Origin of the sequence: Streptomyces sp. BR1, from assembly GCF_052373795.1 — a bacterium.
Lineage (GTDB): Bacteria > Actinomycetota > Actinomycetes > Streptomycetales > Streptomycetaceae > Streptomyces.
On sequence record NZ_CM126252.1, the window covers coordinates 4782213 to 4807067 of the forward strand.

Consider the following 24855-nt stretch of genomic DNA (forward strand, 5'->3'; position numbering starts at 1 on the left):
TGTCAATCAGGGCGAATCAGCTCTCGCGGGTGCGGGCGTAGTGACGCGACGCCTTCGCGCGGTTGCCGCATGCCGCCATCGAGCACCAGCGGCGGGTGCCGTTGCGCGAGGTGTCGAAGAAGCGCAGGATGCACGCCTCGTGCGCGCAGGAGCGGATGCGGTCGGGCGCGGTCCGCAGTAGATCGAGGTAGTCGCGCGCGGCCGTCCAGGCGGCCCCCCACGCCGGATCCGCGAACTCCGGGCGCTCGCCCGGGCCTTGTGGGGTGAGAGTGGCGCGAATGCGGCCGTGTTCCAGAATCTCGTCGACGAGCGCGAGCGCCGCCGGGTCGTCCGGGCTCGCCACGGCCCGCTCCAGTGCCTCCCGGGCCCGCAGCAGCGGCCCGAGCGTCGCCTCGTCGGCGGCGAAGCTCTGATCCAGACCGTTGGTGGCGAGCCAGACGGCGAGCCCTTCGGTGCCGGTGAGCAGATCCTGGCGGACGCCCTCGCGGTTCCAGTGCGTGTTCAGCAGGTCGAGGGAGACGGGCTCTCCGGTGAGCGGACGCGGGTCGGGCGCGGACATGTCCGGCTCCTCTCGTACGGCGGATGCGGCGGGGCGGGCGGGGTGCGCCCTCCCGACCGCCACTAACCACTAAAGGTTACGTGACCGGTTGCGCGGCGCGCATCTAACCTCTAATCTTCATTTCAGAGGTTAGATGGCCTCGCACCACCTCGTACGGACCCCGCTCGGGAGGGAACGCCATGACGGCGACCAGCACGTTCCGCACCGCCCACGTCGGCCTCAATGTGACCGACCTCGACCGCTCGCTCGCCTTCTACCGCGACCTCCTGCGCTTCGAGCTGCTGCACGAGGGCAAGGAGGGGGGCCGCCGCTTCGCGCTGCTCGGCCGGGAGGGCCAGCTGACGCTCACGCTCTGGCAGCAGGCCGAGGGCGAGTACGCGCCGGGCCGCGCCGGGCTGCACCACCTCGCCTTCCGCGTCGACACCCTCGACGAGGTCAAGGCGTACGAGAGCGAACTGCTCGCGGCCGGAGCGGAGTTCGTGTACGAGGGCGTCGTCGCCCACGGCGAGGGCTCGGCCTCCGGGGGTATCTTCTTCCGCGACCCCGACGGCATCCGCCTGGAGATCGCCGCGCCCACCGCGGGCGAGGGCGCCGATGCGCCGGTCGCGGCCGCCCCCACCTGCGGCTTCTTCTAAAAAGCCGACCAAGACACCGGCTCGACCGACGAAGGTGCGTACGCCGTGACGACACAGACCGCATTCCACCCCGGGGCCCGGGCCGTGCAGGACCGCCTCGGTGTCCGCGAGCTCGCCGACCACGTCGGCCGCTCCATCGGCCCCGGCATCCGCCCGGTCGCCGCCGCCTTCCTGGAGGTCCAGCCGATGCTGGTGCTCGGGGCGGCGGACCCGGCCGGCCGGATGTGGGCCTCGCTGCTCACCGGGGACCCCGGGTTCGCCCGGGCCACCGGCCGGCATCAGATCTCGGTCGCGGGCGGCCCGCGCGAGGGCGACCCCCTCGCCGGTGCGCTCGCGGGCGAGGACGTCCCGGTCGGCACGATCGCCCTCGACCCGCGCACCCGGCGCCGGATGCGGCTCAACGGCACGGCCCGCGCGACCCCGCGCGGCTTCGCCGTCGTGGCCGAGCAGGTCTTCTCCAACTGCCCGAAGTATCTTCAGCACCGCGAGATCGAGGCGTACGACCAGAACCGGCCAGGTGTCGTCCGGCGCACCGGACAACTCACTCCTGACCAGCAGGAGTTCATCCGTACCGCCGACACCTTCTTCATCGCCACCACCGCCCCCGACGGCGTGGATGCCAGCCACCGGGGCGGCAACCCCGGCTTCGTCCAGGTGACTTCGTCCAATGCTCTGGAGTGGCGCGATTTCCCCGGCAACAACATGTATATGACCCTCGGCAATCTGGAGGCCGACCCGCGCGCCGGGCTGCTGTTCGTCGACTGGACGCACGGCACCACGCTCCAGCTCTCCGGGACGGCACACACCACGTACGCGGCAGGTGAGCGGATCACCGGCTTCACCGTCGAGCACGTGGTGCAGGCCGACGGCGCCAGCCCGCTGCGCTGGTCGGCGCCCGGGTACTCGCCCGCCAACCCGCCGAACTGATCGCGTCAATCGGCTGAAACCCGCTCAACCGCCCAAGTCCCGGGCAACTTCCGCCTGGCGATGCGGAGTCTTGTCCACCGACGGTGCACGATCATGTGGCGCCGCAGGTGGAGGGAGACGCAGATGTCGGTACGTACGGGGCGACGGATCAGGACGGTCGTGCTGGGGGCGGTCGTGGCGACGGGGGTATCCACGACCGTCTTCATGGCGCCCGCCTCGGCCCACGAGGCGGGCGCCGCCTCGCACACGGCGACCCAGCGGGCGATGGACGCGGCCGTGCACGCGGGCGTCCCCGGCGTCGTCGGGGTCGCCCAGCGCGACGGCCGCACCTGGAGCGGCGACTCCGGCGTCGCGGACCTCACCACCGGCCGTGAGCGGCAGGCCCCGGACCGGTTCCGGGTCGGCTCGATCACCAAGACGTTCGTGGCCACGGTCATGCTCCAGCTGGAGGCCGAGGGCAAACTGAGCCTGGACGACACCGTCGACCACTGGCTGCCGGGCGTCGTCGAGGGCAACGGCCACGACGGCACGAAGATCACTTTGCGCCAACTGCTCAACCACACCAGCGGCATCTTCAACGTCACCGAGGACAAGGACTTCCAGACCAAGGTCTTCGGGCCGGAGTTCCTCAAGCACCGCTACGACACATACACGCCTCGGCAACTCGTCGCCATCGCCATGGCCCACCGGCCGGACTTCGCGCCGGGCACCTCCTGGCACTACTCCAACACCAACTTCGTCCTGGCCGGAATGGTGATCCAGAAGGCGACCGGCCACTCCTACGCGAGCGAGATCGAGCACCGGATCCTCGGCCCGCTGCATCTGCGGTCCACCACGCTGCCGGGTACGGACGCCCGGATGCCGCAGCCCAGCGGCCGCGCGTACTCCAAGCTGTCCCTGGAGACGACGACCGGCCCCACCTACGACGTCACCGAGCTCAACCCGTCCGTCGCGAGCTCGGCCGGCGAGATGATCTCCGACTCCGGTGATCTCAACCGCTTCTACCGGGCCCTGCTGACCGGAAAACTGCTGCCGCAGCGCCAGTTGAAGGAGATGACGACCACCGTCCCGCTGGGCTCCGGGTCCGCAAACAGCGGTTACGGTCTGGGTCTGATGAGGAACAAGCTGCCCTGCGGCACCGAGGTCTGGGGCCATGACGGCGGGATCCACGGTTCGTCGTCGGTGGCCCTCACGACGAAGGACGGGCGCCATTCGCTGGCGTTCAACTTCAACGGCGACTGGACGGGTGACTCCCAGGCGGTCGTGCTCGCCGAGTTCTGCGGCACCTCACCGGCGGCCAAGACCGTCAAGTGACCTTGTGGTGCTCCCCTGTTCAGCGGGGGAGCACCACCACATACGCGGCCGGTTCGCGGTCCGCCGACGCCATCAGGGCGGTGCGCACCACGGTTGCCTGCTGCTCCATCGCGTCGCGCAGCTTGCGGGGCGTGATGTGGACGACGGTGATGCCGAGCCGCTCCAGCGTCTCGCGCTTCTGGGTGTACTCGCACCACAGCGCGTCGTCCTGGCCGCGGTCGTGGCGCGGCGCCCGGGTGTCGAGCTCCACCGCCACCGCCTGGTCCGGCCAGTAGGCGTCCACGCCGCCGATGTGCGGGCCGCCCGGCAGCCGCAGATCCACGTTCCACAGCGGGTCCGGCAGGCCGTGGACGCGCACCATCTCGTAGAGCCGGGCCTCGGCGATCGAGCGTCCCTCCGCCAGCAGTGAGTCCACCGCGTCCACCACATGCGCCCGGCTCAGCAGCCGCGCCTGGGTCAACTCCCGTACGATCGCGGCCGGTTCGCAGTGCCCGCCCCGCACCGCCTCGGTCAGCAGCCTGCGGACCGCGTGCGCGTCGGTGAGCTGGGCGACCGCGTCCGCCAGGGCCCTCGGTACGGGCGCCACCGGCACCCCGGTGACGGGTTCGGCGAGCGGCATCACATGCGCCCGCACAAGCCGGACACAGCCGGTCGAGCGCAGCCGGCGGGTGCGCGGGACCAGGATGTCGATCCGGTCGAGCGAGATCAGCGGGGGAGCGGAGGCGAACCCGTGCAGGGTCAGCGCCGCGAGCCCGGTGACGATGGCGTCGGGCGGCGCCGAGTGCGCTGTGCCCTGGGCCGGGATACTCCGGGCGCGCTCGGCCGGGCGGCCCGCGTAGAGGAGGGCCGCGTGCAGCCGCTCGTCGCTGGTCGGCGGTCCCGGGTGCAACACATAGACACCGGGCAGCAGTTGCTGCCAGGGGCCGCCGGGGCGGCACTGGGCCGCCGCGCGGGAGGCCGAGACACCGTGCGCCCGCAGCTGCGTCGAGGAGAGCACCCGGCGCTGGACGTCGGTGAGGTGGCTGAGGGGGCGGGGGGAGAGCGGGGAGGGGGTCTCGCCGCCGAAGGTCGGGGTGTTGTGGTTCATGCACCGGGGTTTTCCGCGCCCGGACCGCCCCTTAACCGCTGTTACAAGCCCGTCGACAATTCCGGACAACCCCGTCCTAAAGTACGGGCGTTCGAGTGCCGATCAGGGGGCCCGTCGCCGGGCCCCCTCACCGGTGTCAGAGCGCGGCGGCCGCCGCGTCGCAGTCCTGGCCGCGCAGGGTGCGGGCCAGGTCGTCACGGGCCTCGACGACCAGGCGGCGCAGCGCCGGGGCCGCGTCCTGGTGGCCGGCGAGCCATTCGTCCGTGGCAGCGAGAGTCGAGCTGTTGTCCTGAAGGCCCGGGAAGAGGCCCTTCACGATATCCATGCCGATCTGGATGGAGCGCTCGGCCCAGACCCGCTCGATCACCTCGAAGTACTTCGCCGCGTACGGAGCGGTCAGCGGGCGCTGCGAGGGCTGGCCGAAGCCGGCGATGGTGGCCTCCACCAGCGCGTTGGAGAGCGCGTCCGACTCCACGACCTGCGCCCACGCCTGCGCCTTGACCGCCTCGGACGGCCGGGCCGCCAGGCACCGGACCTGGTGGCGCTTGCCGGAGGCGGTGTCGTCGCGGGCGAGCTCGGCGGCGATCGCCTGCTCGTCGGCGCGGCCGTCGGCGGCCAGCGGCTCCAGGAACGTCCAGCGCAGCTCCTGGTCCACATCGAGACCGTCGATCTTCGCCGTGCCCGCGAGCAGCCCTTCGAGCAGCTGGAAGTGGGCGCCGTCGGTCGCCGTGGAGGCGAAGAACCGGGCCCAGGCCAGCTGGGACTCGCTGCCCGGCTCCGCGATCCGCAGCTCGCGCAGCGCGCCCTCGGCGAGCAGCCGCCCGCCCCGCTCGCGCCACTCGGGCGCCGCGTAGTACGTCTGCGCCGAGCGGGCCCAGGCGTGCAGCATCTGGAGCACGCCGATGTCGCTCTCGCGCCCGGAGTGGGCGAGCACCAGCTCGATGAAGTCCCGGGCGGGCATGAGCGCGTCCCGCGTCAGGTTCCACAGCGCCGACCAGCACAGGGCGCGCGCCAGCGGGTCGGTGATGTCGCCGAGGTTCGCGCGCAGCGTGGCGAGCGAGTCGGCGTCGAAGCGGATCTTGCAGTACGTGAGGTCGTCGTCGTTGACGAGGATCAGCTCGGGCCGCTCGGCCCCGGCCAGCTCCTCGACCACCGTGCGCGGCCCCTCCACGTCGACCTCGGCGCGCGCGTACCGTACGAGCGCGCCCGCCTCGGAGCGGTAGAGGCCGACGGCGACGCGGTGCGGGCGCAGGGTGGGGTAGCCCTCGGCGAACTCCTGGACCACGGCGAGCTCGGTGACGCGGTCACCGGCGTCGTAAGTGGCCACCGGCGTAAGGGAGTTGACCCCGGCGGTCTGCAGCCAGGATTGCGACCAGGCCGCCATGTCGCGGCCGGAGACCTCTTCGAGGACGGAGAGCAGGTCGCCCAGGCGCGTGTTCCCGTACGCGTGGCGCTTGAAGTAGCGGCGGGCGCCCTCCAGGAACGCGTCCCGTCCCACGTACGCCACCAGCTGCTTGAGGACGGAGGCGCCCTTGGCGTAGGTGATGCCGTCGAAGTTCAGCTTGGCGTCCTCCAGGTCGCGGATGTCGGCCGTGACCGGGTGCGTGGAGGGCAGCTGGTCGGCGCGGTACGCCCAGGACTTGCGGCCGTTGGCGAAGGTGATCCAGCCGTTGGTGAACCGGGTCGCCTCCACCTGCGAGAAGCTGCCCATGAAGTCGGCGAACGACTCCTTCAGCCACAGGTCGTCCCACCACTGCATGGTGACGAGGTCGCCGAACCACATGTGCGCCATCTCGTGCAGGATGACGTTGGCGCGCCGCTCGTAGGCGGCCTGCGTCACCTTGCCGCGGAAGATGAACTCCTCGCGGAAGGTCACCAGACCCGGGTTCTCCATCGCCCCGAGGTTGTACTCCGGCACGAAGGCCTGGTCGTACTTGCCGAACGGGTACGGGTAGTCGAACTGGTCGTGGAAGAAATCGAAGCCCTGCTTGGTGACGAGGAACACGTCGTCCGCGTCGAAGTGCCGGGCGAGCCCCTTGCGGCACATCGCGCCGAGCGGGATCTCCAGGGTGGTGCCGTCGTCGAAGGTCCGCGTGTAGGTGTCGGTCACGTAGTGGTACGGACCGGCCACGACACAGGTGATGTACGTGGAGATCGGCTTGGTCTCGGCGAACCGCCAGACCCCGTCCTCGCCCCGCGTGCCCTCGCCGTTGGACCAGACAGTCCAGCCTTCCGGGGCCTGGGCCTCGAAGCGGTAGGGCGCCTTCAGATCGGGCTGCTCGAAGTTCGCGAACACCCGCCGCGAGTCGGCCGGCTCGTACTGGGTGTAGAGGTAGACCTCGCCGTCCTCCGGGTCGACGAAGCGGTGCATGCCTTCGCCGGTCCGGCTGTACGCGCAGTTCGCGTCCACGACCAGCACGTTCTCGGCGGCCAGCTCCGCGAGCGCGATCCGGGTGCCGTCGAAGACGGCGGCGGCGTCGAGCGGCTTGCCGTTGAGGGTGACGGAGTTCACGGACGGCGCGATCAGGTCCGCGAACGACTCGGCACCCGGCCGCGCGCAGCGGAACCGGATCGTCGTCACCGAGCGGAAGGTCCTCGGCCCGTCCGGGGCGTCCCCGACCGCGGACCGCAGGTCGAGGGCGACGTCGTACCCGTCGACGGACAACAGCTCGGCCCGCTCACGGGCCTCGTCGCGGGACAGATTCTCACCGGGCACGGGCACTCCTTCGTGTCTCGTTCGAATGCGACGATCCTGCCACGTCGACCCACGTCGGGACACGTGGGAATGCGCCGGGCGCCCGCCGACGTTGCGACCCACTGGAAAGGGCACCGGCGTGCGCCGCCGGAACCCGTCCCACCGTTTCCAGCATCCCCGCACGAGGAGTGACATGTCCGAGACCGCGTCCCAGACCGGGAAGACCCCCGTCGACTTCTGGTTCGACCCGATGTGTCCGTGGGCCTGGATGACGTCCCGCTGGATGCTGGAGGTCGAGAAGGTCCGGGACGTCGAGGTCCGCTGGCATGTGATGAGCCTCGCCGTCCTCAACGAGAACAAGCTGGACGAGCTGCCCGAGAACTACCGCGAGTTCCTGACCACCAAGGCGTGGGGTCCGGTACGCGTGGTGATCGCCGCGCAGGAGAAGTTCGGCTCCGAGGTCCTCGGCAAGCTGTACACGGCGCTCGGCACCCGCTTCCACAACCAGGCCCTCGGCTCCGGCCGCGAGGTCCTGGTCGCCGCGCTCGAAGAGGCCGGTCTCCCGGCCGAGCTCGCCGACTACGCGGACGCCGACCCCGACACCTTCGAGTTCGACGCCCAGCTGCGCGCCTCCCACAAGGAGGGCATAGACAAGGTCGGCCAGGACGTGGGCACCCCGGTCATCGCGGTCCCCGACGCCAACGGCGACCAGATCGCCTTCTTCGGCCCGGTGGTAACCCCGGCCCCGAAGGGCGAGGCCGCGGCCCGCCTGTGGGACGGCACGCTCCTGGTGGCATCGACGCCGGGCTTCTACGAGATCAAGCGGACGAGGACGCAGGGCCCGATCTTCGACTGAGCACCCCGGGCGCCCTACAGCGGCTCCGCCGCACGGGCGCGCCCTGGCAACCCCCTTGCTTCTAGGGGCGCGGGGAACTGCGCGACCAGCCCAAGACAGCCCGCAGTCAAAGCACCATCCGCATGCGAACGGCCCCTCACGAGTCACGTCCTCGTGGGGGGGCCGTCCGTATATCCGCCCGCCGTGAAGGTTGAGAAGACGATCACGAGCAGGACGTAAATGGGGGCCCTACGGGGCCAGCAGCAACGTGTTCCCCGAAGCCTTCGCGGCCGCGTAACGCCGGGCAACGTCCTGCCAGTTGACGACCCGCCACATCGCCTCGATGAAATCAACCTTCTGATTCCGGTACTGAAGATAGAACGCGTGCTCCCACGCGTCGAAGACCAGAACCGGCGTCGACCCCTGCCCGACATTCCCCTGGTGGTCGTAGACCTGCTCCACGATGAGCCGCCCGCTCACCGGCTCGTACGCGAGGACACCCCACCCCGAACCCTGCGTCGTCGCCGACGCCTTCGTCAGCTGGGCCTTGAACTTGGCGAAGGAGCCGAAGGATTCGGCGATCGCGTCCGCCAGCTCGCCGACGCCGTCCTTCTCCAGCGGCTCACCACCGCCGTCACCGGTCATGTTGTGCCAGTAGATCGAGTGCAGGATGTGGCCGGAGAGGTGGAACGCGAGGTTCTTCTCCAGGCCGTTGACCGCCCCCCAGGCGTCCTTGTCGCGGGCCTCCGCGAGCTGCTCCAGGGTGTCGTTCGCGCCCTTCACATACGCCGCGTGGTGCTTGTCGTGGTGCAGCTCGATGATCTCCGGACTGATGACGGGTTCGAGCGCGGCGTAGTCGTACGGAAGTTCAGGAAGCGTGTAAATGGCCATGTCCGAAGCCCCTCCGACTGCTTGTTGCAACTGATGTGCAAGTGCAGGCTAACAGCAGGAATGATCAACCGCAGCCGAGAGCCTGTCTTTGAACCCTCGTCGTCCGCCCGGAGGGCGGGCGCGGCGGCGGTCGGTGCGTGCCGGGCGTCGCTGCGCAGGCGGGGGTTCAAAGACAGCCTCTCAGGGTGACCTCAGCAAAAAGCCCTGCGTCCCGGGGTCTAGGACCTCGGGACGCAGGGCTTCTACGAGTGGGGAGCGGGATCAGACCGCCGTCCGGGCCTCCGCCCGGCGCTGGCGGATGTACCCGACGATCGCGAGCACGACCGTCAGTACACCCGTCGCCGTCAGCTGGTCGCGCGTGTCCGACTGACGGGCCATCAGGACGAAGATCCCTGCCATCGCGAGGAGCGCCGCCCAGGTCAGCCCCGGGAACAGCCACATCCGCACCACCAGCTTCTCCGGCGACTCCAGCTCGGTGCGCCGACGGAGCAGCAGCTGGGAGACGGCGATGAAGATCCAGACGACCAGGATCACCGCGCCGATCATGTTCAGCAGCCACGGGAAGACGTCGTCCGGCCGCCAGTAGCTCAGCAGCACACAGCCGAAGCCGAAGACCGAGGAGCACAGCACCCCGATGCGCGGCACGCCGCCGAAGGTACGGCTGAGCGCCTTGGGGCCCTGGCCGCGGGCGACCAGCGAGTACGACATCCGGGAGGCGCCGTAGATGTTGGCGTTCATCGCGGAGAGCAGGGCGACCAGGACGACCACGTTCATGATCTGCCCGGCGCCGGAGATGCCCAGGTGGTCGAGGGCGGCCACGTACGGGCCCTTGGCGACGACGGCCTTGTCGTTCCACGGCACCAGCGTGACGATGACCGCCATCGAGCCGATGTAGAAGACCGCGATGCGCCACATCGCCGTACGCACCGCACGCGCCACGCCCTGCACCGGGTGCTCGGACTCGGCGGCCGCGATGGTGACCGTCTCCAGACCGCCGTACGCGAAGACGGAGGCGAGCAGTCCGAGCACCAGGCCTTCGGAGCCGTTGGGCATGAATCCGCCCTCGCCCGTGAGGTTGGAGGTGCCGGGGGCGGGGGTGTCGGGCAGGACGCCGAGGATGGCGAGCAGGCCGAGGACGAGGAAGAGGGTGATGGCCGCGACCTTCAGCGCCGCGAACCAGAACTCGAACTCGCCGAAGTTCTTCACGGCCGCGAGGTTGGTGGCCGTGAACACCAGCATGAACAGCGCGACCCAGGCCCACTCGGGCGTGCCGGGCAGCCAGCCGGTGACGATCTTCGCGGCGCCGATGCCCTCCAGGCCGACCGCCACGCAGAGCAGCACCCAGAACGACCAGCCGGCGGTGAATCCGGCCCAGGGGCCGATGGCCCGCTCGGCGTGGACGGAGAAGGAGCCGGAGGCGGGGTTGGCCGCCGACATCTCGCCCAGCATGCGCATCACGAGCATGACGAGCGCGCCGGATATGCCGTAGGCGAGCACGATCGAGGGCCCGGCCGCGGCGATACCGGCGCCGGAGCCGACGAAGAGCCCGGCGCCGATGACGCCGCCGAGCGCGATCATCGAGAGATGGCGCTGCTTGAGTCCGTGGGTGAGTGGGGAGTCGACCTTCGGCTTCGCGTCGGTCGTCGCGGGCGCGTTTGTCCGGGACATGGGCAGGCCCTGTTCAGTAGCCGAGACGGGGAGAGGGAGCCACAGTCTGTTGGCGGCACCGCTCAGAGGGAACACCCGACCGCTATCCGGACACTCGACTCACACAGCGTGAATATTTACGCACATGTTGCACACGGAATGAACACTTCCATGCTCGTGGGTCACACCAAACCCGCCCGTAACAACAGGTTCAAGCCTAGAGGCAACCGGTTCAGGCCTCGGCATCGGTCGGCCGCGCCCGCCGCTCCCGTACGAACGCCACCGCAAGGACCGCCGCCGTCGCGCCCGTCGACCACAGCAGCTGAGGACGGGCGTTGTCGTCGAGGAGCATCAGGACGAGTACGGCCGCCATCGCGGCCAGGGCCGCCCAGGTCAGCCACGGGAACGCCCACATCTTCAGCGTCAGCTTCTCCGGGGCCTCGCGCTCGATCCGGCGGCGCAGCCGCAGCTGCGAGACGGCGATCAGTCCCCACACGAAGAGCAGCACCGCGCCCACCGCGTTGAGCATGTAGAGGAAGACGGAGTCGGGCCACTTCAGATTGAGCAGTACGGAGATGAACCCGAAGGCCACCGACGCGAGCACCGCGCGCCGGGGCACCCCGCCGCCCGACACCTTCAGCAGTCCCTTCGGCGCCTCCCCGCGCTCGGCGAGCGAGAAGATCATCCGGGAGGAGCCGTAGAGGTTGGCGTTCAGCGCCGACAGCAGCGCCACGAACACCACCACGTTCATGATCTGCCCGGCCCCGCCGACCCCGATCGAGTCGAGCACGGCGACGTACGGGCTGTGGCCCGGCCGCATCGAGGTCCACGGGAGCAGGGTGACGATGATGAGCATCGAGCCCACGTAGAAGAGGAGGATGCGCCACACCGCGCTGCGCACCGCGCGGCCCACCGCACGGACCGGGTCGGCCGACTCGGCGGCCGCGATGGTGACGACCTCCAGACCGCCGAAGGCGAAGATCACGGCGAGGACGCCGGAGACCACGCCGTCCCATCCGTTGGGCAGGAAGCCGCCCTGTCCGGTGAGGTTGGTGAACCCGACGGGCTCGGTGTCCGGCAGCACGCCGAAGACGGCGAGGAGACCGAGCACCAGGAACAGCACGATGGCGCCGACCTTGAGCGTGGCGAACCAGAACTCGAACTCGCCGAAGTTCTTCACGGCCGCCAGGTTGGCGCCGGTGAACACCACCATGAACACCAACACCCAGGCCCACTGCGGCATCCCCGGCACCCAGCCGTTGGCGATCTGCGCCGCGCCGGTCGCCTCCACCGCGAGGACGACCACGAGCAGGAACCAGTACAGCCAGCCGACGCTGAACCCGGCCCACCGTCCGAGCGCCCGCTCGGCGTGCACGGAGAACGACCCCGACGCGGGCATCGCCGACGACATCTCGCCGAGCATCCGCATCACCAGCATCGCGATGGCGCCCGCGATCAGATACGAGACCACGATCCCCGGCCCCGCGACCGCGATGCCCGCGCCCGACCCCACGAAGAGCCCGGCGCCGATCACCCCGCCCAGACCGAGCATGGTGAGATGACGCTGCTTCAGACCGTGGGACAGGGGCTCGGCCTCGCCCGTGGTGTCGGCGGCGGTGGCCCCGGCGGTGGTCTTGCCGTCGTGCATGGCGCTCGTAACTCTCGGATCACTCGCTGATCGTTTATGGGGAGTCCACAGTCTCCCCGAGCGCGCCCCCGGACCGCAAAACGGGACCTTCTCTCCATCGCCGCAGTGATCAGCATCACGCCGACGGACGGAAGACCTCCGCCCTTTGTGCGATCCCCACGAACCTGTCACCAGCCGCTTTGTCGGCCACTGACGGTGATCGAGCGAGATTCCCTCGGTTAACGTCACGGTGTCCCCCGTACGTAACGCCCTGCCCGTCCCGATCCCGCGGAGTCCCACGATGGCCACGACCACTGTCACTGCCCCTGCCGCACCCCGCACCGGACAGGTCCTCGCCGACCTGGTGCCCGGCGCCCGCACCCGGGACATCGCCCTGGTGCTCGGCGGCGCGGCGCTCACCGGCGTGGCCGCCCAGATCGCCGTGCCCGTCCCGGGCTCCCCGGTCCCGGTCACCGGCCAGACCTTCGCGGCGCTGCTGGTCGGCACCTCGCTCGGCGCCCGCCGAGGCTTCCTCTCGCTCGGTCTGTACGCGCTGATCGGCATGGCGGGGATGCCCTGGTTCGCGGACGGCACCTCGGGCGCGGGCGGCGCGACCTTCGGTTACGTCCTGGGCATGCTGCTCGCCTCGACCGTCGTGGGCGCGCTGGCCCGCCGGGGCGGCGACCGCTCGGTGCTGCGCACGGCGGGCACGATGGTGCTCGGCTCCGCGATCATCTACGCGGTCGGCGTCCCGTACCTGGCCGCCTCGACCGGTATGTCCCTGAACCAGGCGGTCGCGCTCGGCCTCACGCCGTTCCTGTTCGGCGACGCGCTGAAGGCGGCGCTGGCGATGGGCGCGCTGCCGGCGGCGTGGAAGTTCGTGGGCCGCAAGTAGCGGCAGCGGCAGACGAGAAGGGGCCGGGCGCGAACAACGCGCCCGGCCCCTTCCCTGTCTCTCAATGTGTCCGACGGCGTTGCTGATGGCGGGTGTTGGCCCACCAGACGCCGGTGGTGCCGACGAACAGGAGCAGTCCGCCGGCCGCGAGCAGCGGCAGCACACCGTCGTTGACGCCGGTCTTGGGCAGCTGGGCGGGCGGGGTCGGAGCCGGGGTGGTCGGGGTCGGGGTGGCCGGGGCGGAGGGGCTGGGCGAGCCGCTGGGCGGGGCGGCCGGGACGTTGTCGGTGCCGAGCAGCAGCGGGGTGTCAGGGGCGTTGGGCGTCGGCTTGTTCGTCCCGAACGGGACCGGGCCCTGCTGCCACAGCAGTTTGTCGCCGGTGCCCTCGGTCACCGGAAGACAGATCTTTCCGGTCGCCTTCAGGTCGTAAGTGGCGGAGACGGTGTACGACTTGTCTTTTCCGGCCGCCAGATTGTCGATGACACAGGCGAATCCGGTGTTGACCCCTTTCGGCAGCTTGTCCTGGGGAACCGGTACGCACCCCTGCACACCGGTGATCCGCATTCCGTCCAGACCGAGCACACTCAAGGTGATCTGCCCGGTGTCCTTGGTCCCCTTGTTGATGACCTTGGCGGTGAGCGTGGTCTCACCGGAGGAATTGGAGACCTTGATCTCCTTGGGCAGCTCGGTGCCGATCTTGACGTCCGCCGGGGCGCTGGGCCCGGGAGAACCGCCCTGGCCGCTCCCGGGGGTGGGGTCGTCGGCGAAGGCGGCGGAGCCGAGCGGCAGTACGAGCAGGGCGGCGAAGAGGCCGACGGCGGCGAGAGCCGTCCGATGTTTCTTGTGTTCTCCGGACCGCACCATTTGATCTGAACGGTCCGAATGGTAAGAGCGTTTCGAATGTGTCGAACGCATTTCTCATCCCCCTCACCCGAGTTGGGCGCTTGCAGTGCTGAGAAGGGTCCCACAAGATTTCGCGGAATTATGCTGTGATGGTGGCAAGTTCGTGTTTCTGTCCTGGTCGCACCAGGTACTGAGGGGGCGGGCGGTAATGCCGGGAATTCGCGGGCTTTTGGTTGCGGGGCGATATCGCCTGGACGTCACGATCGGCCAGGGAGGAATGGGGCGGGTGTGGCGGGCGGCCGATGAAATACTCGACCGTACGGTCGCGGTGAAAGAGATGCGCATGGACGATCTCGACGCCGAGGACAGCCGTATCCGCCGCGAACGCACCCTGCGCGAGGCCCGCGCCACGGCCCGGATCGACCATCCCAATGTGGTGCGCGTGTACGACGTGGTGGAGGAGTCGGACCGGCTGTGGATCGTGATGGAACTGGTCGAGTCCCGCTCGCTGGAGCAACTCCTGGTCCAGGACGGCCCGGTGACCCCGCGAGAGGCGGCGCGGATCGGCCTGGGCCTGGTGGAGGCACTGCGCGAGGTGCACGCGGTAGGAGTCCTGCACCGAGACATCAAACCGGGAAATGTCCTTCTCGGCCGGACGGGAAGGGTGGTCCTGACCGACTTCGGCATCGCGGCGATCCAGGACGCGACGGCGCTGACGGTGGTGGGGATGCTGGTCGGCTCGCCCGACTACATGGCCCCCGAACGTGTCGGCGGCAAGCCGCAGGGTCCGGCGTCGGACCTGTGGTCACTGGGGGCGACGCTGTGCGCGGCGGTGGGCGGCCAGTCCCCGTTCGCCCGCGAGACGACATTGGCGACCCTGCACGCGGTCCTGTACGAGGAGCCCCAACTCCCGCCGACGGCGGGCCCCCTGGCCCCCGCGCTGGCATCCCTCCTGGTCAAGGACCCGGAAACCCGCCCAACCCTGGACGCCCTGTCGGCCCTACTGCTCCCGATAGCGGCCCCGCCCACGGTCCTGGCCCCGACCCCGCACCCCCCGACGGTGGCGGTCCACCAGACGGCACCGGAGGCGCGGGAGGGGGTGAGGGAGAGGCCGGTGGAGGAGGAGCCGACGGGGGGTCGGGTGGACGAGGGGTCTTCGCGGGGTCCGGGGCGGAGCCCCGAGGACCGGGTACCGGGGGCCGAACCCCCACTATCCCCACGGGGTCCGGGGCAGAGCCCCGAGCGGGGTGCAGGGGCCGCAGGCCCCGCAAGCGGGTCCGGGGGCGCAGCCCCCGGCAACCCCCTTCCCCCCGCACCCGAGGCTCCGCCTCAGCCCACCCCCCGGCCGCCCGCCCAGGGCTTTCGGGAAGGGGCGGGGTGGGGAAACCGCCGCCGCGCGGCAATCGGCGCCGCACTGGCCCTGGCCGCAGCCACCGCAGTCGTCATCGTGCTCAGCACGACGAACAACCCAGGCACCCCCACAACCACCGGCACCCCCACCGTCGCCGGAACATCCCGCCCACCCAGCACACCCCCACCCGGCACCATCGGCGAAACGGGCTTCGCCTGGGCACCCCCCAAGGGCTGGACGCGCACGGCGAAGAGCCCGTCCAACATCCACTACCACGCCCCCGGCGGAAAACAGGAGATCGCCGCCTCGTACGCACTCGCACGCGGCGGCGATCTCATGACCCAGTGGCAGGAGGCCGAACAGGGCTCCCACGACGTCCCGGGCTACCGGAACATCCGGCTGGAGCGCAGCACGTTCAACGGCCGCCCCGCCATCGTCTGGGACTACTACTTCACACAGAACGGCGACCCGTGGAAGGCCCGCCAGATGGGCTTCGACGAGGGCGGCAAGTCGTACCAGGTCAACATCTGGTACGAGGCCGCCACGACCGCCGAGGCCGACGACGCCCTGCGCACCTACTCGGCGGTGACCTCGTCGTTCACGCCACTCTGAGCACCGCTCTGAACAACGGCAACCTGCGTGGCACCCCGCTGCATGAAGTCCCGTACAAACGCGATCGCGATCACGATCGCCGCCACCAGCAGCGAGAGCAGCACCTGCTTGCGCCCGGCGTCGTCGGTCAGCATGTAGACGAGCACGAAGGAGATCATCGCGATCGTCAGCCAGGTCAGATACGGGAAGAACCACATCTTGACCGTCAGCTTCTCCGGCGTCTCGCGCAGGATGATCCCGCGCATCCGCAGCTGCGTGAAGCAGATGACCAGCCACACGAACAGCGCGACCGCGCCGGACGAGTTGAGCAGGAAGTCGAAGACGGTGTCGGGCCACTTGTAGTTGAAGAAGACCGCGACGAAGCCGAAGAGGACCGAGCAGAGGATGGCCGCCTGCGGCACGCCCCGGTTGTTCGTCTTGGCGAAGGCGCGCGGCGCGTCACCGCGCTGGCCGAGCGAGAAGGCCATACGGGAGGCGGTGTACAGACCGGAGTTCAGGCAGGACAGCACAGCGGTGAGCACGATCACGTTCATGATCTGGCCGGCGTGCGGAATGCCGATCGAGTTCAGCGCGGCCACGTACGAGCCGTCCTTGACGATCGCCGGGTCGTTCCACTTCAGCAGCGTCAGGACGATGAAGATCGAGCCCAGGTAGAAGACGCCGATACGCCAGATCACGCTGTTGGTGGCCTTGGTGACGGCGCGGCGCGGGTCCTCGGACTCGCCGGCGGCCAGGGTGACGATCTCGCTGCCCATGAAGGAGAAGACGACCATCAGCACACCGGTGAGGATCGCCCCGGCGCCCTTCGGCATGAATCCGCCCGCATCGGTGAGATGCGCGAACCCGTCGCCGGGGTTGTTGGACCCGGGGAGTATCCCGAAGACGGCAAGGAGGCCGATGACGACGAAGGCGCCGATGGCGACGACCTTGATCCCGGCGAACCAGAACTCGAACTCTCCGTACGAGGAGACCGACACCAGGTTGGTGGCCGTCAGCACGATCATCACGATCAGCGCCCAGCCCCACTGCGGGACCGCCCCGACCCAGCCGTGCAGGATCTTCGCGCCGGCGGTCGCCTCGACGGCGAGCACCACGACCCAGAAGAACCAGTACAGCCAGCCGATGGAGAACCCGGCCCAGCGGCCGAGCGCGCGGTCGGCGTAGGCCGAGAAGGAGCCGGAGGTCGGCCGGGCGGCGGCCATCTCGCCGAGCATGCGCATCACGAAGACGACCATCAGGCCGACGAGCGCGTACGAGAGCAGGATGGCGGGACCGGCCGCGGCGATGCCGGAGCTGGAGCCGACGAACAGGCCCGCTCCGATGACACCGCCGATGGCGATCATCGAGAGGTGACGGTTCTTGAGACCGGCCTGGAGGCCGTTGGAGCCGTGCGGGGCGCCGACGACGGGGGAGTCGGACGTTCCGGGATCGCCCGGTCGGCCTTCTTCCTTCGCAAGGGAGGGTTGCGAGGTCATGGACCAATCCTTAGGTCTAAGGGTCGCTCGGGTTACGAACCAACGCATTGAAGCCCGGTACTCCCAGGTACGGAAGTCCTGACTCCGAATCGTGATGAGGGGAACAAAGCCCCGACCCGGCAGGAACAAGGTCATCTGCGGCCGGGACGAACGTCCCTCACCCCGATGAACCCTGCCCGCCGGAACGCATGCCACACTCGGAGTCATGCGCGTGTACCTCGGCTCAGACCATGCCGGATATGACCTGAAGAACCACCTCGTCGAGTGGCTCAAGGCCCACGGCCACGAGGTCGTCGACTGCGGTCCCCACATCTACGACGCCCAGGACGACTACCCGCCGTTCTGCCTGCGCGCCGCCGAGAAGACGGCCGCGGACCCGGACGCGCTGGGCATCGTGATCGGCGGCTCCGGCAACGGCGAGCAGATCGCCGCGAACAAGGTGAAGGGCGTCCGGGCGGCCCTGGCCTGGAGCGAGCAGACCGCAGCCCTCGGCCGTGAGCACAACAACGCCAACGTGATCTCCATCGGCGGCCGGATGCACACGCAGGAGGAGGCGACCAAGTTCGTCGAGGTGTTCCTGAACACCCCGTACTCGAACGAGGAGCGCCACACCCGCCGTATCGAGATGCTCGCCGAGTACGAGACCACCGGCGCGCTCCCGCCCATCCCCGCCCACCACCCGCAGCAGGGCTGACCTGGCGTTATGCCCGAGGGGCACACGATTCACCGGCTGGCCGCCGACCACGATCAGTGGTTCGGCGGCCGCGTCGTGCGCGCGTCCAGCCCGCAGGGCAAGTTCTCGGACGGCGCGGCCCTGGTCAGCGGTCAGGTCCTCGACCTGGCCGAGGCCCACGGCAAGCACCTCTTCCTGGGCTTCGGCCCGGTCGGCTGGATCCACGTCCATCTGGGTCTGTTCGGCAAGTACGCGCTCGGCGGCGCCCCCGTCCCGCCGCCGACCGAGACCGTCCGCCTGCGTCTGCTCGGCGAGGACGGCTACGCGGATCTGCGCGGCCCGACGACGTGCGCGCTCATCACCGACGCCGAGAAGCGCGCGATACACGACCGCCTCGGCCCCGACCCGCTGCGGCCCGCCGACGACGGCGAGAAGGCGTGGGCGCGGATCTCGCGCAGCCGCACGACGATCGCGGCGCTCCTCATGGACCAGAAGATCATCGCGGGCGTCGGCAATGTGTACCGGGCCGAGGTCCTGTTCCGGCACGGAATCGACCCGTACCGCCTCGGCAAGGACCTCACGCGCTCCGAGTGGGACGCGATCTGGGCGGACCTGGTGCTGCTGATGCGCGAGGGCGTCCGCGTCAACCGCATCGACACCGTCCGCCCCGAGCACCTGCCCGAGGCGATGGGCCGCCCGCCGAGGGTCGACGACCACGGCGGCGAGGTGTACGTGTACCGCCGCGCCACCATGCCGTGCCACATCTGCGGCACCGAGATCCGCACGGCGGACCTGTCGGCCCGGAACCTGTTCTGGTGCCCGACCTGCCAGCGCACCGGCTGAGCACACCACCCGTACAGGTGGAATCGGCCCGGATCGAGGGCCGCCCGGGTGCGTACGGGCTGCGGGGCCACGCTCCCCGGACCAGAGTCGGACTCCCCATCGAAGGAGTCGCCATGCCCACGCCACCGCCCGAGAACCCGGCCCCCGGCGTCTACGTCGGCGAGGTGTCCGGCGGAGTGCGCACGATCACGGCCGCCGGCACGTCCACGCCCGCCTTCCTCGGCTGGAGCGGCAGCAAGCACAACGTCACCGGCCCCGAACTGGTCCGCAGCTGGGCCGAGTTCGAGGAGTCGTGGGACGTCCCGGGGGTGCTCGCCGAGATCGAGGACAAGCCGGAGAGCGAGCACGGCAAGCTGGCCGGTTATCTGCTGATGGCGGAGGCGGTGTACGGATTCTTCGCGAACGGGGGCCAGTCCTGCTACGTCGTCCCCGTCGCGATGGGTGACGACGGCTACGCCAAGGCGCTCAGGGACCTGGAGCTGATCCCGGACGTGTCGATGATCGCCGCGCCCGCGCTGGGCTCACCGGACGAGCACGACACGGTGGCGCGGCTGATGGCCGACCACTGCAAGAAGATGGGCAACCGGATGGCGATCCTGAGCATCCCGCCGGATGCGGAGCCGCCGAAGCTGGACGACGCACGTTCGTTCGTGGCGGTCTACACCCCCTGGCTGAAGGCCCCCGGCATCGACGGACGTTCCCGGCAGGTGTCGCCGGTCGGGCATATCGCCGGGCTCTGGGCCCGTACGGACAGCGAGCGCGGCGTGCACAAGGCCCCGGGGGACATGTCGCTGAAGGAGGTGCTCGAACCCGTCCGGGCGCTCGACGACAAGGAGTCGGCGGAACTGGCCGACGCGGGCGTCAACATCGTGCGGGACTTCCCCGGAAAGGGTCCGACGGTGTGGGGAGCGCGCACGCTCTCGAACGAGGCGGACTGGAAGTACCTCAACGTACGGCGCCTCACCTGCTTCCTGGCCGACTCCATCAAGCGGAGCGCCGACTGGGCCGTCTTCGAGCCCAATGACCACCACCTGTGGGCCGCGCTCCGGCAGTCCGTGACGGCCTTCCTCGACGAGCAGTGGCGGCAGGGCGCGCTGATGGGCTCCACACCGAAGGAGGCCTTCTACGTGATCTGCGACGAGACCAACAACGATCAGCGGGCGATCAGCCGGGGAGAGGTGCACGTGGACATCTCGATCGCCCCGGTGCGCCCGGCGGAGTTCGTCCACTTCAGGATCACGCAACTCGCCGGTCAGTCACGGTAGTCGACGGATCCCGGGGCGTTGGCCCGGACGTACACGCTCTGTCATATGCCATGACTACCAGTGGGTAGGACATCAGGACGGGCCGATTTCGAACGGGATGGCCAAGGGGTCCCCCTGCGCACGGCGCCATCGGCTGGATAGGGTCACCGGCAATGGCACGTCGCGCGGGAGCGGATTCGTACAGTGCCCGGTGGCGGAAGTCCGCGCACCGGGCACGTATTGCGCTGCGCAAGTCCGGGGTGGACTACTTCCGGGGCGACGGCTCGGACTGGATCGCGCTCGCGGGCCTGCTCCTGACCGTCCCGGCGATCGCCCTCGCGACGCTCGCCTCACCGGTCTGGTGCGCGCCGGGCGCCCTCGCCCTGCCGATCGTCGCGGGCGGCGTCCTGCTGCGGCCCGCGAGCCTGCTCGGGCTGTACGCGGCCGCCGCGATCGCCCTGATCGTCGAGTCGATCCAGCTCGGCCCGTACACCGAGGGCCCCGCACGCGTGACCCCCGGCACGGTCCTGGTGGTCGCCGCCTGCGGGCTCTTCGGGCTGCTGATCGCCCAGTTCCGGGCGCGCGTCGGGGTGCCCTGGCGGCGCGGCGGCACCATGCTCTTCGACCTGCGCGAACGCATCCGGGTCCAGTCCGCGCTGCCCCGGCTGCCCAGGGGCTGGCACCGAGAGATGGCGCTGCGCCCGGCCGGCGGCCAGTCCTTCTCCGGCGACTTCGTCGTCGCGGCCCGCACCAACGGCAGCCGCACCCTCGAAATCGTCCTCACCGACGTCTCCGGCAAGGGCATGGACGCGGGCTCGCGCGCCCTGCTCCTGTCCGGCGCCTTCGGCGGCCTCCTCGGCTCGCTGCCACCGCACGGCTTCCTGCCCGCCGCCAACGGCTATCTGCTCCGCCAGGACTGGGACGAGGGCTTCGCGACCTCCATCCACCTCGTCCTGGACCTGGAGTCCGGCGACTACGAGCTGCTCTCCGCCGGACACCTACCCGCCCTCCACCTCCAGGCGGGCTCCGGCCGCTGGCAGGAGGTGTCGGGGGAGGGACCGCTGCTCGGGGTGTACGACGGCGCCGAGTTCCACCCGGTCAAGGGCTCGCTGGGCCCCGGCGACGTCCTGATGCTGTTCACGGACGGCCTCGTCGAGACGGCCGAACGCGACATCGCCGAGGGCATCGACCGCCTCACCGGCGAGGCCGACCGCTATGTCACCAGCGGCTTCGACGGCGCCGCCTGGCACCTGATCGAGGCCGTCGCCAAGGACGTCAACGACGACCGCGCGCTCCTGCTGATCCGGCGCGAGGCGTGACACCCTTCTGAAGGCCGAGGGTGGGGATTTCCCCACCCCGGGTCCGCCAGCAGCCGCCATGGCCCCCGACCTGCCCGAATCCGTACGTTCGAGACATCGAGCAAGACGTACGTACGAGGAGAGGTCGAGGACGATGGCACTGCGACGCGGCAGGCGGCGGACACAGGGCGAGGCCGTGGAGACCGACCCCGGCTGGGCCGTCGAGCTGCGCGGGGTGCGCCGTCGGTACGGGCGCGGCGGCTCGGCCGTGCACGCCCTGCGCGGGATCGACCTCGCCCTGCCGCGCGGCAGCTTCACGGCGGTGATGGGGCCGTCGGGCTCCGGCAAGTCGACGTTTCTCCAGTGCGCGGCAGGCCTTGACCGGCCTACCGACGGGTCGGTGCGGCTCGGCGGGACCGAGATCACCGGGATGAGCGAGAACAAGCTGACCGAACTGCGGCGCTCCCGGCTCGGGTTCGTCTTCCAGGCGTTCAACCTGCTGCCCTCGCTCACGGTCGAGCAGAACGTGCTGCTGCCGATGCGGCTCGCGGGGCGGCGCCCCGACCGCCGTCGGGCCGAGGAACTGCTCGGCCAGGTGGGGCTCGCGGGCAAGGGGAAGCGCCGCCCGGGCGAGCTGTCCGGCGGCCAGCAGCAGCGTGTGGCGATCGCCCGCGCGCTGGTGACCCGCCCGGACGTCGTCTTCGCCGACGAGCCGACGGGGGCCCTGGACACGACCACGGCGACGGAAGTGCTCACGCTGCTGCGGAACGCCGTGGACGGCATGGGCGCCACCGTCGTCATGGTCACCCACGACCCGCGCGCCGCCTCCTACGCCGACCAGGTCCTGTTCCTGGCGGACGGCTCGATCGTCGACTCCCTGACCCGCGCGTCGGAGGCGGATATCGCGTCCCGGATGAGCACCCTGACCGCCCGGCCGACGGCCGCGTACGCGGGGATGGCGGCATGAGGGGCCCGAACGGCCTGGCCCGCGCGGCCGTGCGCTTCAAACCGTCCGCGTTCGTCGGCACCTTCGTCGCCCTGTTCATGGCCGCGCTCATCGTCTCGGCCTGCGGGATCCTCCTGGAAACAGGTGTACGCGCCTCCGTCCCGGCCGAGCGGTACGCGGGCGCCCCCGTGGTCGCCGCCGCCGACCAGCGCGCGCACCACACCACCGGCAGCGGCGAGGACCGCGCCACCGAGTCCGTCCCGCTGCCCGACAAGGCCCGGCTCGACGCCGCCCTGGCGTCCCGCGCGGCACAGGCACCCGGCGCGGCCGCGGCGATCCCGGACGTCTCCTTCCCCGTACACGACGTACGTACGGGAAATACGCCCGCCACCGCCCACGGCTGGGGCTCGACCGCCTTCACCGGGACGAAGCTCGCCTCCGGCACCGCGCCCCGCACCGGCGAGGTGGTGACCGGCGACGGCGCCGCCGCCGGCGACCGGGTCACCCTCGACACCCCTTCCGGCAAGCGGCAGTTCACGGTGTCCGGCACCACCAAGGCCCCCGGAACCGTGTGGTTCACCGACACCCAGGCCATGGCCCTGTCCGGGCACCCGGGCCAGGCCGACGCCATCGCCGTCCTGGCCAAGCCCGGCGTCGCCGCCTCCGCCCTCGCCGACCAGGTCGCCCAGCGGCTCGGGGACGCGGCCGAGGTGCACACCGGCGACGGGCGCGGCGCCGTCGAGACCCCCGGGCTCGCCTACGCCAAGGAGATGCTCACCGGACTCGGCGGCTCCTTCGGCGGCACGGCCACCATGGTCGCCGTCTTCACCGCCGCCGGGACCGTCACGCTCTCGGTCGGCCAGCGCCGCCGCGAGTACGCCCTGCTGCGCGCGATCGGCGCGACCCCGCGCCAGATCCGGCGCACCATCGCCACCGAGGCGCTCCTTGTCGCCCCGCTCGCGGGCGCGCTCGGCTGTCTGCCCGGCATGGCGCTCGCGACCTGGTGGTTCGGCCAGCTCCGCGACAAGGGCGCGGTCCCGGCGGCCGTCGACCTGTCGGTGTCGTGGATCCCGATGGTGTGCGCGGTCGGCGCCACCGTCCTGACCTCGCTCTTCGCCGGGTACATGGCCGCCCGCCGCCCCTCGCGCACCAAGCCGGGCGAGGCACTGCGGGATGCGTCGGTGGAGCGGCCGCGGGTCGGCTGGATCCGTACGCCGCTGGGGGTCGCGGCCCTCGGCGGCGGTATCGCGATGACGGGCGTGGCCGCCAACGAGAAGGGCTCGAACGCGGCGAACGCGGCCCTCGGCGTCGTCATGCTCTTCATGCTCGCCGTCGCCCTCCTCGGCCCGCTGATCGCCCGCGCCTGCGCCTCCCTGTTCGGTCTGCCGCTGCGCGCGGCGGGCGCTCCCGCGTCCCTCGCGGCCGCCAACTCCCGTACGAACGCACGCCGTCTGGCCTCCGCGATCACCCCGATCGTCCTCGCGATGGCCTTCGCCTCCACGCTCGTCTTCATGCACACCAGCGAGGACCGGGTCACCGAGAAGCAGCAGCGGGCGGGCCTGGTCGCCGACCGGGTCGTCACCGGTCCGTCCGGTCTGGCCTCGGACGCGGTGGCGCGTGCGCAGGCGACCCCGGGCGTCGACACGGCGGTGGGTCTGACCCGTACGTCCGTCCTGGTCCGCGAGCACGGCGCGCTGCAGTCGGTCTCCACCCAGGGCTTCACGGGCACGGGCGCGGACCTGGCCCGCGTCCAGGACCTGGGTGTGCGCAAGGGCTCCCTGGACGCCCTGAAGCCCGGCACGGTCGCCCTCGACAAGACCCTGGCAGACGACACCGGCGCCCACGTCGGCGACCGCCTGGGGGTCGTGCTCCCCGACGGTACGAAGGCGTCCCCGCAGGTCGTGGCCACGTACGACCGGGGCCTCGGCCTGTCCCAAGTGACGCTTCCCCAGGCCGACCTGGCGCGGCACACCACCACCGTCGCCCTGCCCACCGAACTCCTGGTGAAGGGCCCGGTCCAGGCGTCCGCCCTCGCACCCCTCGGCACGGTCACGGACGCGGCGGGCTACGCCACCGCCAAGAACATGGACCGTGAGCTCAACGCCTGGGCCAACACCACCATGGCGGCCGTCCTCGGCGGCTTCGCGGCGATCGCGGCCGCGAATACGCTGGTCATGACGGTCCTCGACCGGCGCCGCGAGCTCGGCATGCTGCGGCTGATCGGCACCACCCGCCGCCAGGTCATGGGCATGGTCCGCTGGGAGGCGCTGCTCGTCACCTCGGCGGGAATCCTCCTCGGCACGGCCATCGCGATCGCCACCCTGATCCCGCTGACCAACGGCATGACCGGCGAGAACCCGTACATCCCGCCGTTCCTGTACGCGTCGTTCGCGGCGGCCGTCCTGGGCCTCGGCCTCGCCTCCACCGCGCTCCCGGCGCGGGCGGCCCTACGCTGAA

The 24855-nt window shown here is 70.6% G+C and carries 20 protein-coding genes; 12 read left to right on the plus strand and 8 right to left on the minus strand.

Annotated features, from left to right (window positions below):
* Positions 1-16: 16 nt before the first annotated feature.
* Positions 17-559, minus strand: a complete 543-nt coding sequence (locus ACT1U9_RS20750) for a CGNR zinc finger domain-containing protein (RefSeq protein ID WP_444534185.1) — start codon at positions 557-559, stop codon at positions 17-19.
* 179 nt (positions 560-738) lie between these two features.
* On the opposite strand from ACT1U9_RS20750, the gene ACT1U9_RS20755 reads away from it, so the two are divergent.
* From ACT1U9_RS20755 to ACT1U9_RS20765, 3 genes are all read left to right on the plus strand, one after another.
* On the plus strand, positions 739-1194 hold the full coding sequence (locus tag ACT1U9_RS20755) for a VOC family protein (protein WP_444534186.1): 456 nt from the start codon (positions 739-741) through the stop codon (positions 1192-1194).
* 45 nt (positions 1195-1239) lie between these two features.
* Positions 1240-2121 carry a pyridoxamine 5'-phosphate oxidase family protein gene (locus ACT1U9_RS20760; protein ID WP_444534187.1) on the plus strand — a complete coding sequence of 294 codons (882 nt, stop codon included), beginning with the start codon at positions 1240-1242 and terminating at the stop codon, positions 2119-2121.
* Positions 2122-2244: 123 nt separating this feature from the next.
* Positions 2245-3435, plus strand: a complete 1191-nt coding sequence (locus ACT1U9_RS20765) for a serine hydrolase domain-containing protein (protein WP_444534188.1) — start codon at positions 2245-2247, stop codon at positions 3433-3435.
* 19 nt (positions 3436-3454) lie between these two features.
* Here the strand turns inward: ACT1U9_RS20765 and ACT1U9_RS20770 are convergent, their stop codons facing one another.
* Both ACT1U9_RS20770 and pepN read right to left on the minus strand, forming a co-directional pair.
* Positions 3455-4522 carry a hypothetical protein gene (locus ACT1U9_RS20770; RefSeq protein WP_444534189.1) on the minus strand — a complete coding sequence of 356 codons (1068 nt, stop codon included), beginning with the start codon at positions 4520-4522 and terminating at the stop codon, positions 3455-3457.
* A 136-nt stretch (positions 4523-4658) separates the two neighbouring features.
* Positions 4659-7238: an aminopeptidase N gene (gene pepN / locus ACT1U9_RS20775; RefSeq protein ID WP_444534190.1), complete on the minus strand. Its 2580-nt coding sequence runs from the start codon at positions 7236-7238 to the stop codon at positions 4659-4661.
* 172 nt (positions 7239-7410) lie between these two features.
* Here pepN and ACT1U9_RS20780 point away from each other — a divergent pair, with 172 nt between their 5' ends.
* On the plus strand, positions 7411-8073 hold the full coding sequence (locus ACT1U9_RS20780) for a DsbA family protein (protein WP_188278104.1): 663 nt from the start codon (positions 7411-7413) through the stop codon (positions 8071-8073).
* 228 nt (positions 8074-8301) lie between these two features.
* Here ACT1U9_RS20780 and ACT1U9_RS20785 read toward each other — a convergent pair whose 3' ends face one another.
* The 3 genes from ACT1U9_RS20785 to ACT1U9_RS20795 form a co-directional block, all read right to left on the minus strand.
* Positions 8302-8943 (minus strand): superoxide dismutase, encoded by a 642-nt coding sequence (locus ACT1U9_RS20785; protein WP_444534191.1) that lies wholly within the window; start codon positions 8941-8943, stop codon positions 8302-8304.
* 261 nt (positions 8944-9204) lie between these two features.
* Positions 9205-10611, minus strand: a complete 1407-nt coding sequence (locus ACT1U9_RS20790; protein ID WP_444534192.1) for an amino acid permease — start codon at positions 10609-10611, stop codon at positions 9205-9207.
* Positions 10612-10822: 211 nt separating this feature from the next.
* Entirely contained in the window at positions 10823-12238 is a 1416-nt protein-coding gene (locus tag ACT1U9_RS20795) for an amino acid permease (protein ID WP_444534193.1), read from the minus strand.
* 280 nt (positions 12239-12518) lie between these two features.
* On the opposite strand from ACT1U9_RS20795, the gene ACT1U9_RS20800 reads away from it, so the two are divergent.
* Positions 12519-13112 (plus strand): biotin transporter BioY, encoded by a 594-nt coding sequence (locus tag ACT1U9_RS20800; protein WP_444534194.1) that lies wholly within the window; start codon positions 12519-12521, stop codon positions 13110-13112.
* Between the two features lie 61 nt (positions 13113-13173).
* On the opposite strand, the gene ACT1U9_RS20805 is transcribed toward ACT1U9_RS20800, so the two are convergent.
* The gene (locus tag ACT1U9_RS20805; RefSeq protein WP_444534195.1) at positions 13174-13977 is read right to left on the minus strand and encodes a hypothetical protein; all 804 of its coding nucleotides are present in this window, start codon (positions 13975-13977) and stop codon (positions 13174-13176) included.
* A gap of 256 nt (positions 13978-14233) precedes the next feature.
* Between ACT1U9_RS20805 and ACT1U9_RS20810 the strand changes: the two genes are divergently transcribed.
* The gene (locus tag ACT1U9_RS20810) at positions 14234-15919 is read left to right on the plus strand and encodes a protein kinase domain-containing protein (protein ID WP_444534196.1); all 1686 of its coding nucleotides are present in this window, start codon (positions 14234-14236) and stop codon (positions 15917-15919) included.
* On the opposite strand, the gene ACT1U9_RS20815 is transcribed toward ACT1U9_RS20810, so the two are convergent.
* Positions 15883-17394 (minus strand): amino acid permease, encoded by a 1512-nt coding sequence (locus tag ACT1U9_RS20815; protein WP_444534197.1) that lies wholly within the window; start codon positions 17392-17394, stop codon positions 15883-15885. The two genes, ACT1U9_RS20810 and ACT1U9_RS20815, sit on opposite strands and share 37 nt — an antisense overlap.
* A 205-nt stretch (positions 17395-17599) precedes the next feature.
* Between ACT1U9_RS20815 and ACT1U9_RS20820 the strand changes: the two genes are divergently transcribed.
* From ACT1U9_RS20820 to ACT1U9_RS20845, 6 genes are all read left to right on the plus strand, one after another.
* A complete protein-coding gene (locus ACT1U9_RS20820) occupies positions 17600-18088 on the plus strand; it encodes a ribose-5-phosphate isomerase (protein ID WP_188278098.1) in 489 nt (162 codons plus the stop codon).
* Positions 18089-18097: 9 nt separating this feature from the next.
* On the plus strand, positions 18098-18910 hold the full coding sequence (locus tag ACT1U9_RS20825; protein WP_444534198.1) for an Fpg/Nei family DNA glycosylase: 813 nt from the start codon (positions 18098-18100) through the stop codon (positions 18908-18910).
* 113 nt (positions 18911-19023) lie between these two features.
* Positions 19024-20175, plus strand: coding sequence for a phage tail sheath family protein (locus tag ACT1U9_RS20830; protein WP_444534199.1), 1152 nt, complete (start codon positions 19024-19026; stop codon positions 20173-20175).
* 152 nt (positions 20176-20327) lie between these two features.
* A complete protein-coding gene (locus ACT1U9_RS20835; protein ID WP_188278095.1) occupies positions 20328-21473 on the plus strand; it encodes a PP2C family protein-serine/threonine phosphatase in 1146 nt (381 codons plus the stop codon).
* Positions 21474-21606: 133 nt separating this feature from the next.
* Positions 21607-22419, plus strand: coding sequence for an ABC transporter ATP-binding protein (locus ACT1U9_RS20840; RefSeq protein ID WP_444534200.1), 813 nt, complete (start codon positions 21607-21609; stop codon positions 22417-22419).
* Positions 22416-24854, plus strand: a complete 2439-nt coding sequence (locus ACT1U9_RS20845; protein WP_444534201.1) for an ABC transporter permease — start codon at positions 22416-22418, stop codon at positions 24852-24854. The genes ACT1U9_RS20840 and ACT1U9_RS20845 overlap by 4 nt, the downstream gene beginning before the upstream one ends.
* Position 24855 lies beyond the last annotated feature (1 nt).

Excerpts from the sequence above, each read along its gene's own strand:
- ACT1U9_RS20765 (WP_444534188.1), top strand. The coding sequence starts at position 2,245 with ATGTCGGTACGTACGGGGCGACGGATCAGGACGGTCGTGCTGGGGGCG.
- ACT1U9_RS20825 (WP_444534198.1), top strand. The coding sequence starts at position 18,098 with ATGCCCGAGGGGCACACGATTCACCGGCTGGCCGCCGACCACGATCAG.
- ACT1U9_RS20820 (WP_188278098.1), top strand. The coding sequence starts at position 17,600 with ATGCGCGTGTACCTCGGCTCAGACCATGCCGGATATGACCTGAAGAAC.
- ACT1U9_RS20845 (WP_444534201.1), top strand. The coding sequence starts at position 22,416 with ATGAGGGGCCCGAACGGCCTGGCCCGCGCGGCCGTGCGCTTCAAACCG.
- ACT1U9_RS20755 (WP_444534186.1), top strand. The coding sequence starts at position 739 with ATGACGGCGACCAGCACGTTCCGCACCGCCCACGTCGGCCTCAATGTG.
- ACT1U9_RS20835 (WP_188278095.1), top strand. The coding sequence starts at position 20,328 with ATGGCACGTCGCGCGGGAGCGGATTCGTACAGTGCCCGGTGGCGGAAG.
- ACT1U9_RS20770 (WP_444534189.1), bottom strand. The coding sequence starts at position 4,522 with ATGAACCACAACACCCCGACCTTCGGCGGCGAGACCCCCTCCCCGCTC.
- ACT1U9_RS20830 (WP_444534199.1), top strand. The coding sequence starts at position 19,024 with ATGCCCACGCCACCGCCCGAGAACCCGGCCCCCGGCGTCTACGTCGGC.
- ACT1U9_RS20750 (WP_444534185.1), bottom strand. The coding sequence starts at position 559 with ATGTCCGCGCCCGACCCGCGTCCGCTCACCGGAGAGCCCGTCTCCCTC.
- ACT1U9_RS20805 (WP_444534195.1), bottom strand. The coding sequence starts at position 13,977 with ATGGTGCGGTCCGGAGAACACAAGAAACATCGGACGGCTCTCGCCGCC.
- ACT1U9_RS20790 (WP_444534192.1), bottom strand. The coding sequence starts at position 10,611 with ATGTCCCGGACAAACGCGCCCGCGACGACCGACGCGAAGCCGAAGGTC.
- ACT1U9_RS20800 (WP_444534194.1), top strand. The coding sequence starts at position 12,519 with ATGGCCACGACCACTGTCACTGCCCCTGCCGCACCCCGCACCGGACAG.
- ACT1U9_RS20780 (WP_188278104.1), top strand. The coding sequence starts at position 7,411 with ATGTCCGAGACCGCGTCCCAGACCGGGAAGACCCCCGTCGACTTCTGG.
- ACT1U9_RS20785 (WP_444534191.1), bottom strand. The coding sequence starts at position 8,943 with ATGGCCATTTACACGCTTCCTGAACTTCCGTACGACTACGCCGCGCTC.
- ACT1U9_RS20810 (WP_444534196.1), top strand. The coding sequence starts at position 14,234 with ATGGGGCGGGTGTGGCGGGCGGCCGATGAAATACTCGACCGTACGGTC.
- ACT1U9_RS20815 (WP_444534197.1), bottom strand. The coding sequence starts at position 17,394 with ATGACCTCGCAACCCTCCCTTGCGAAGGAAGAAGGCCGACCGGGCGAT.
- ACT1U9_RS20840 (WP_444534200.1), top strand. The coding sequence starts at position 21,607 with ATGGCACTGCGACGCGGCAGGCGGCGGACACAGGGCGAGGCCGTGGAG.
- ACT1U9_RS20795 (WP_444534193.1), bottom strand. The coding sequence starts at position 12,238 with ATGCACGACGGCAAGACCACCGCCGGGGCCACCGCCGCCGACACCACG.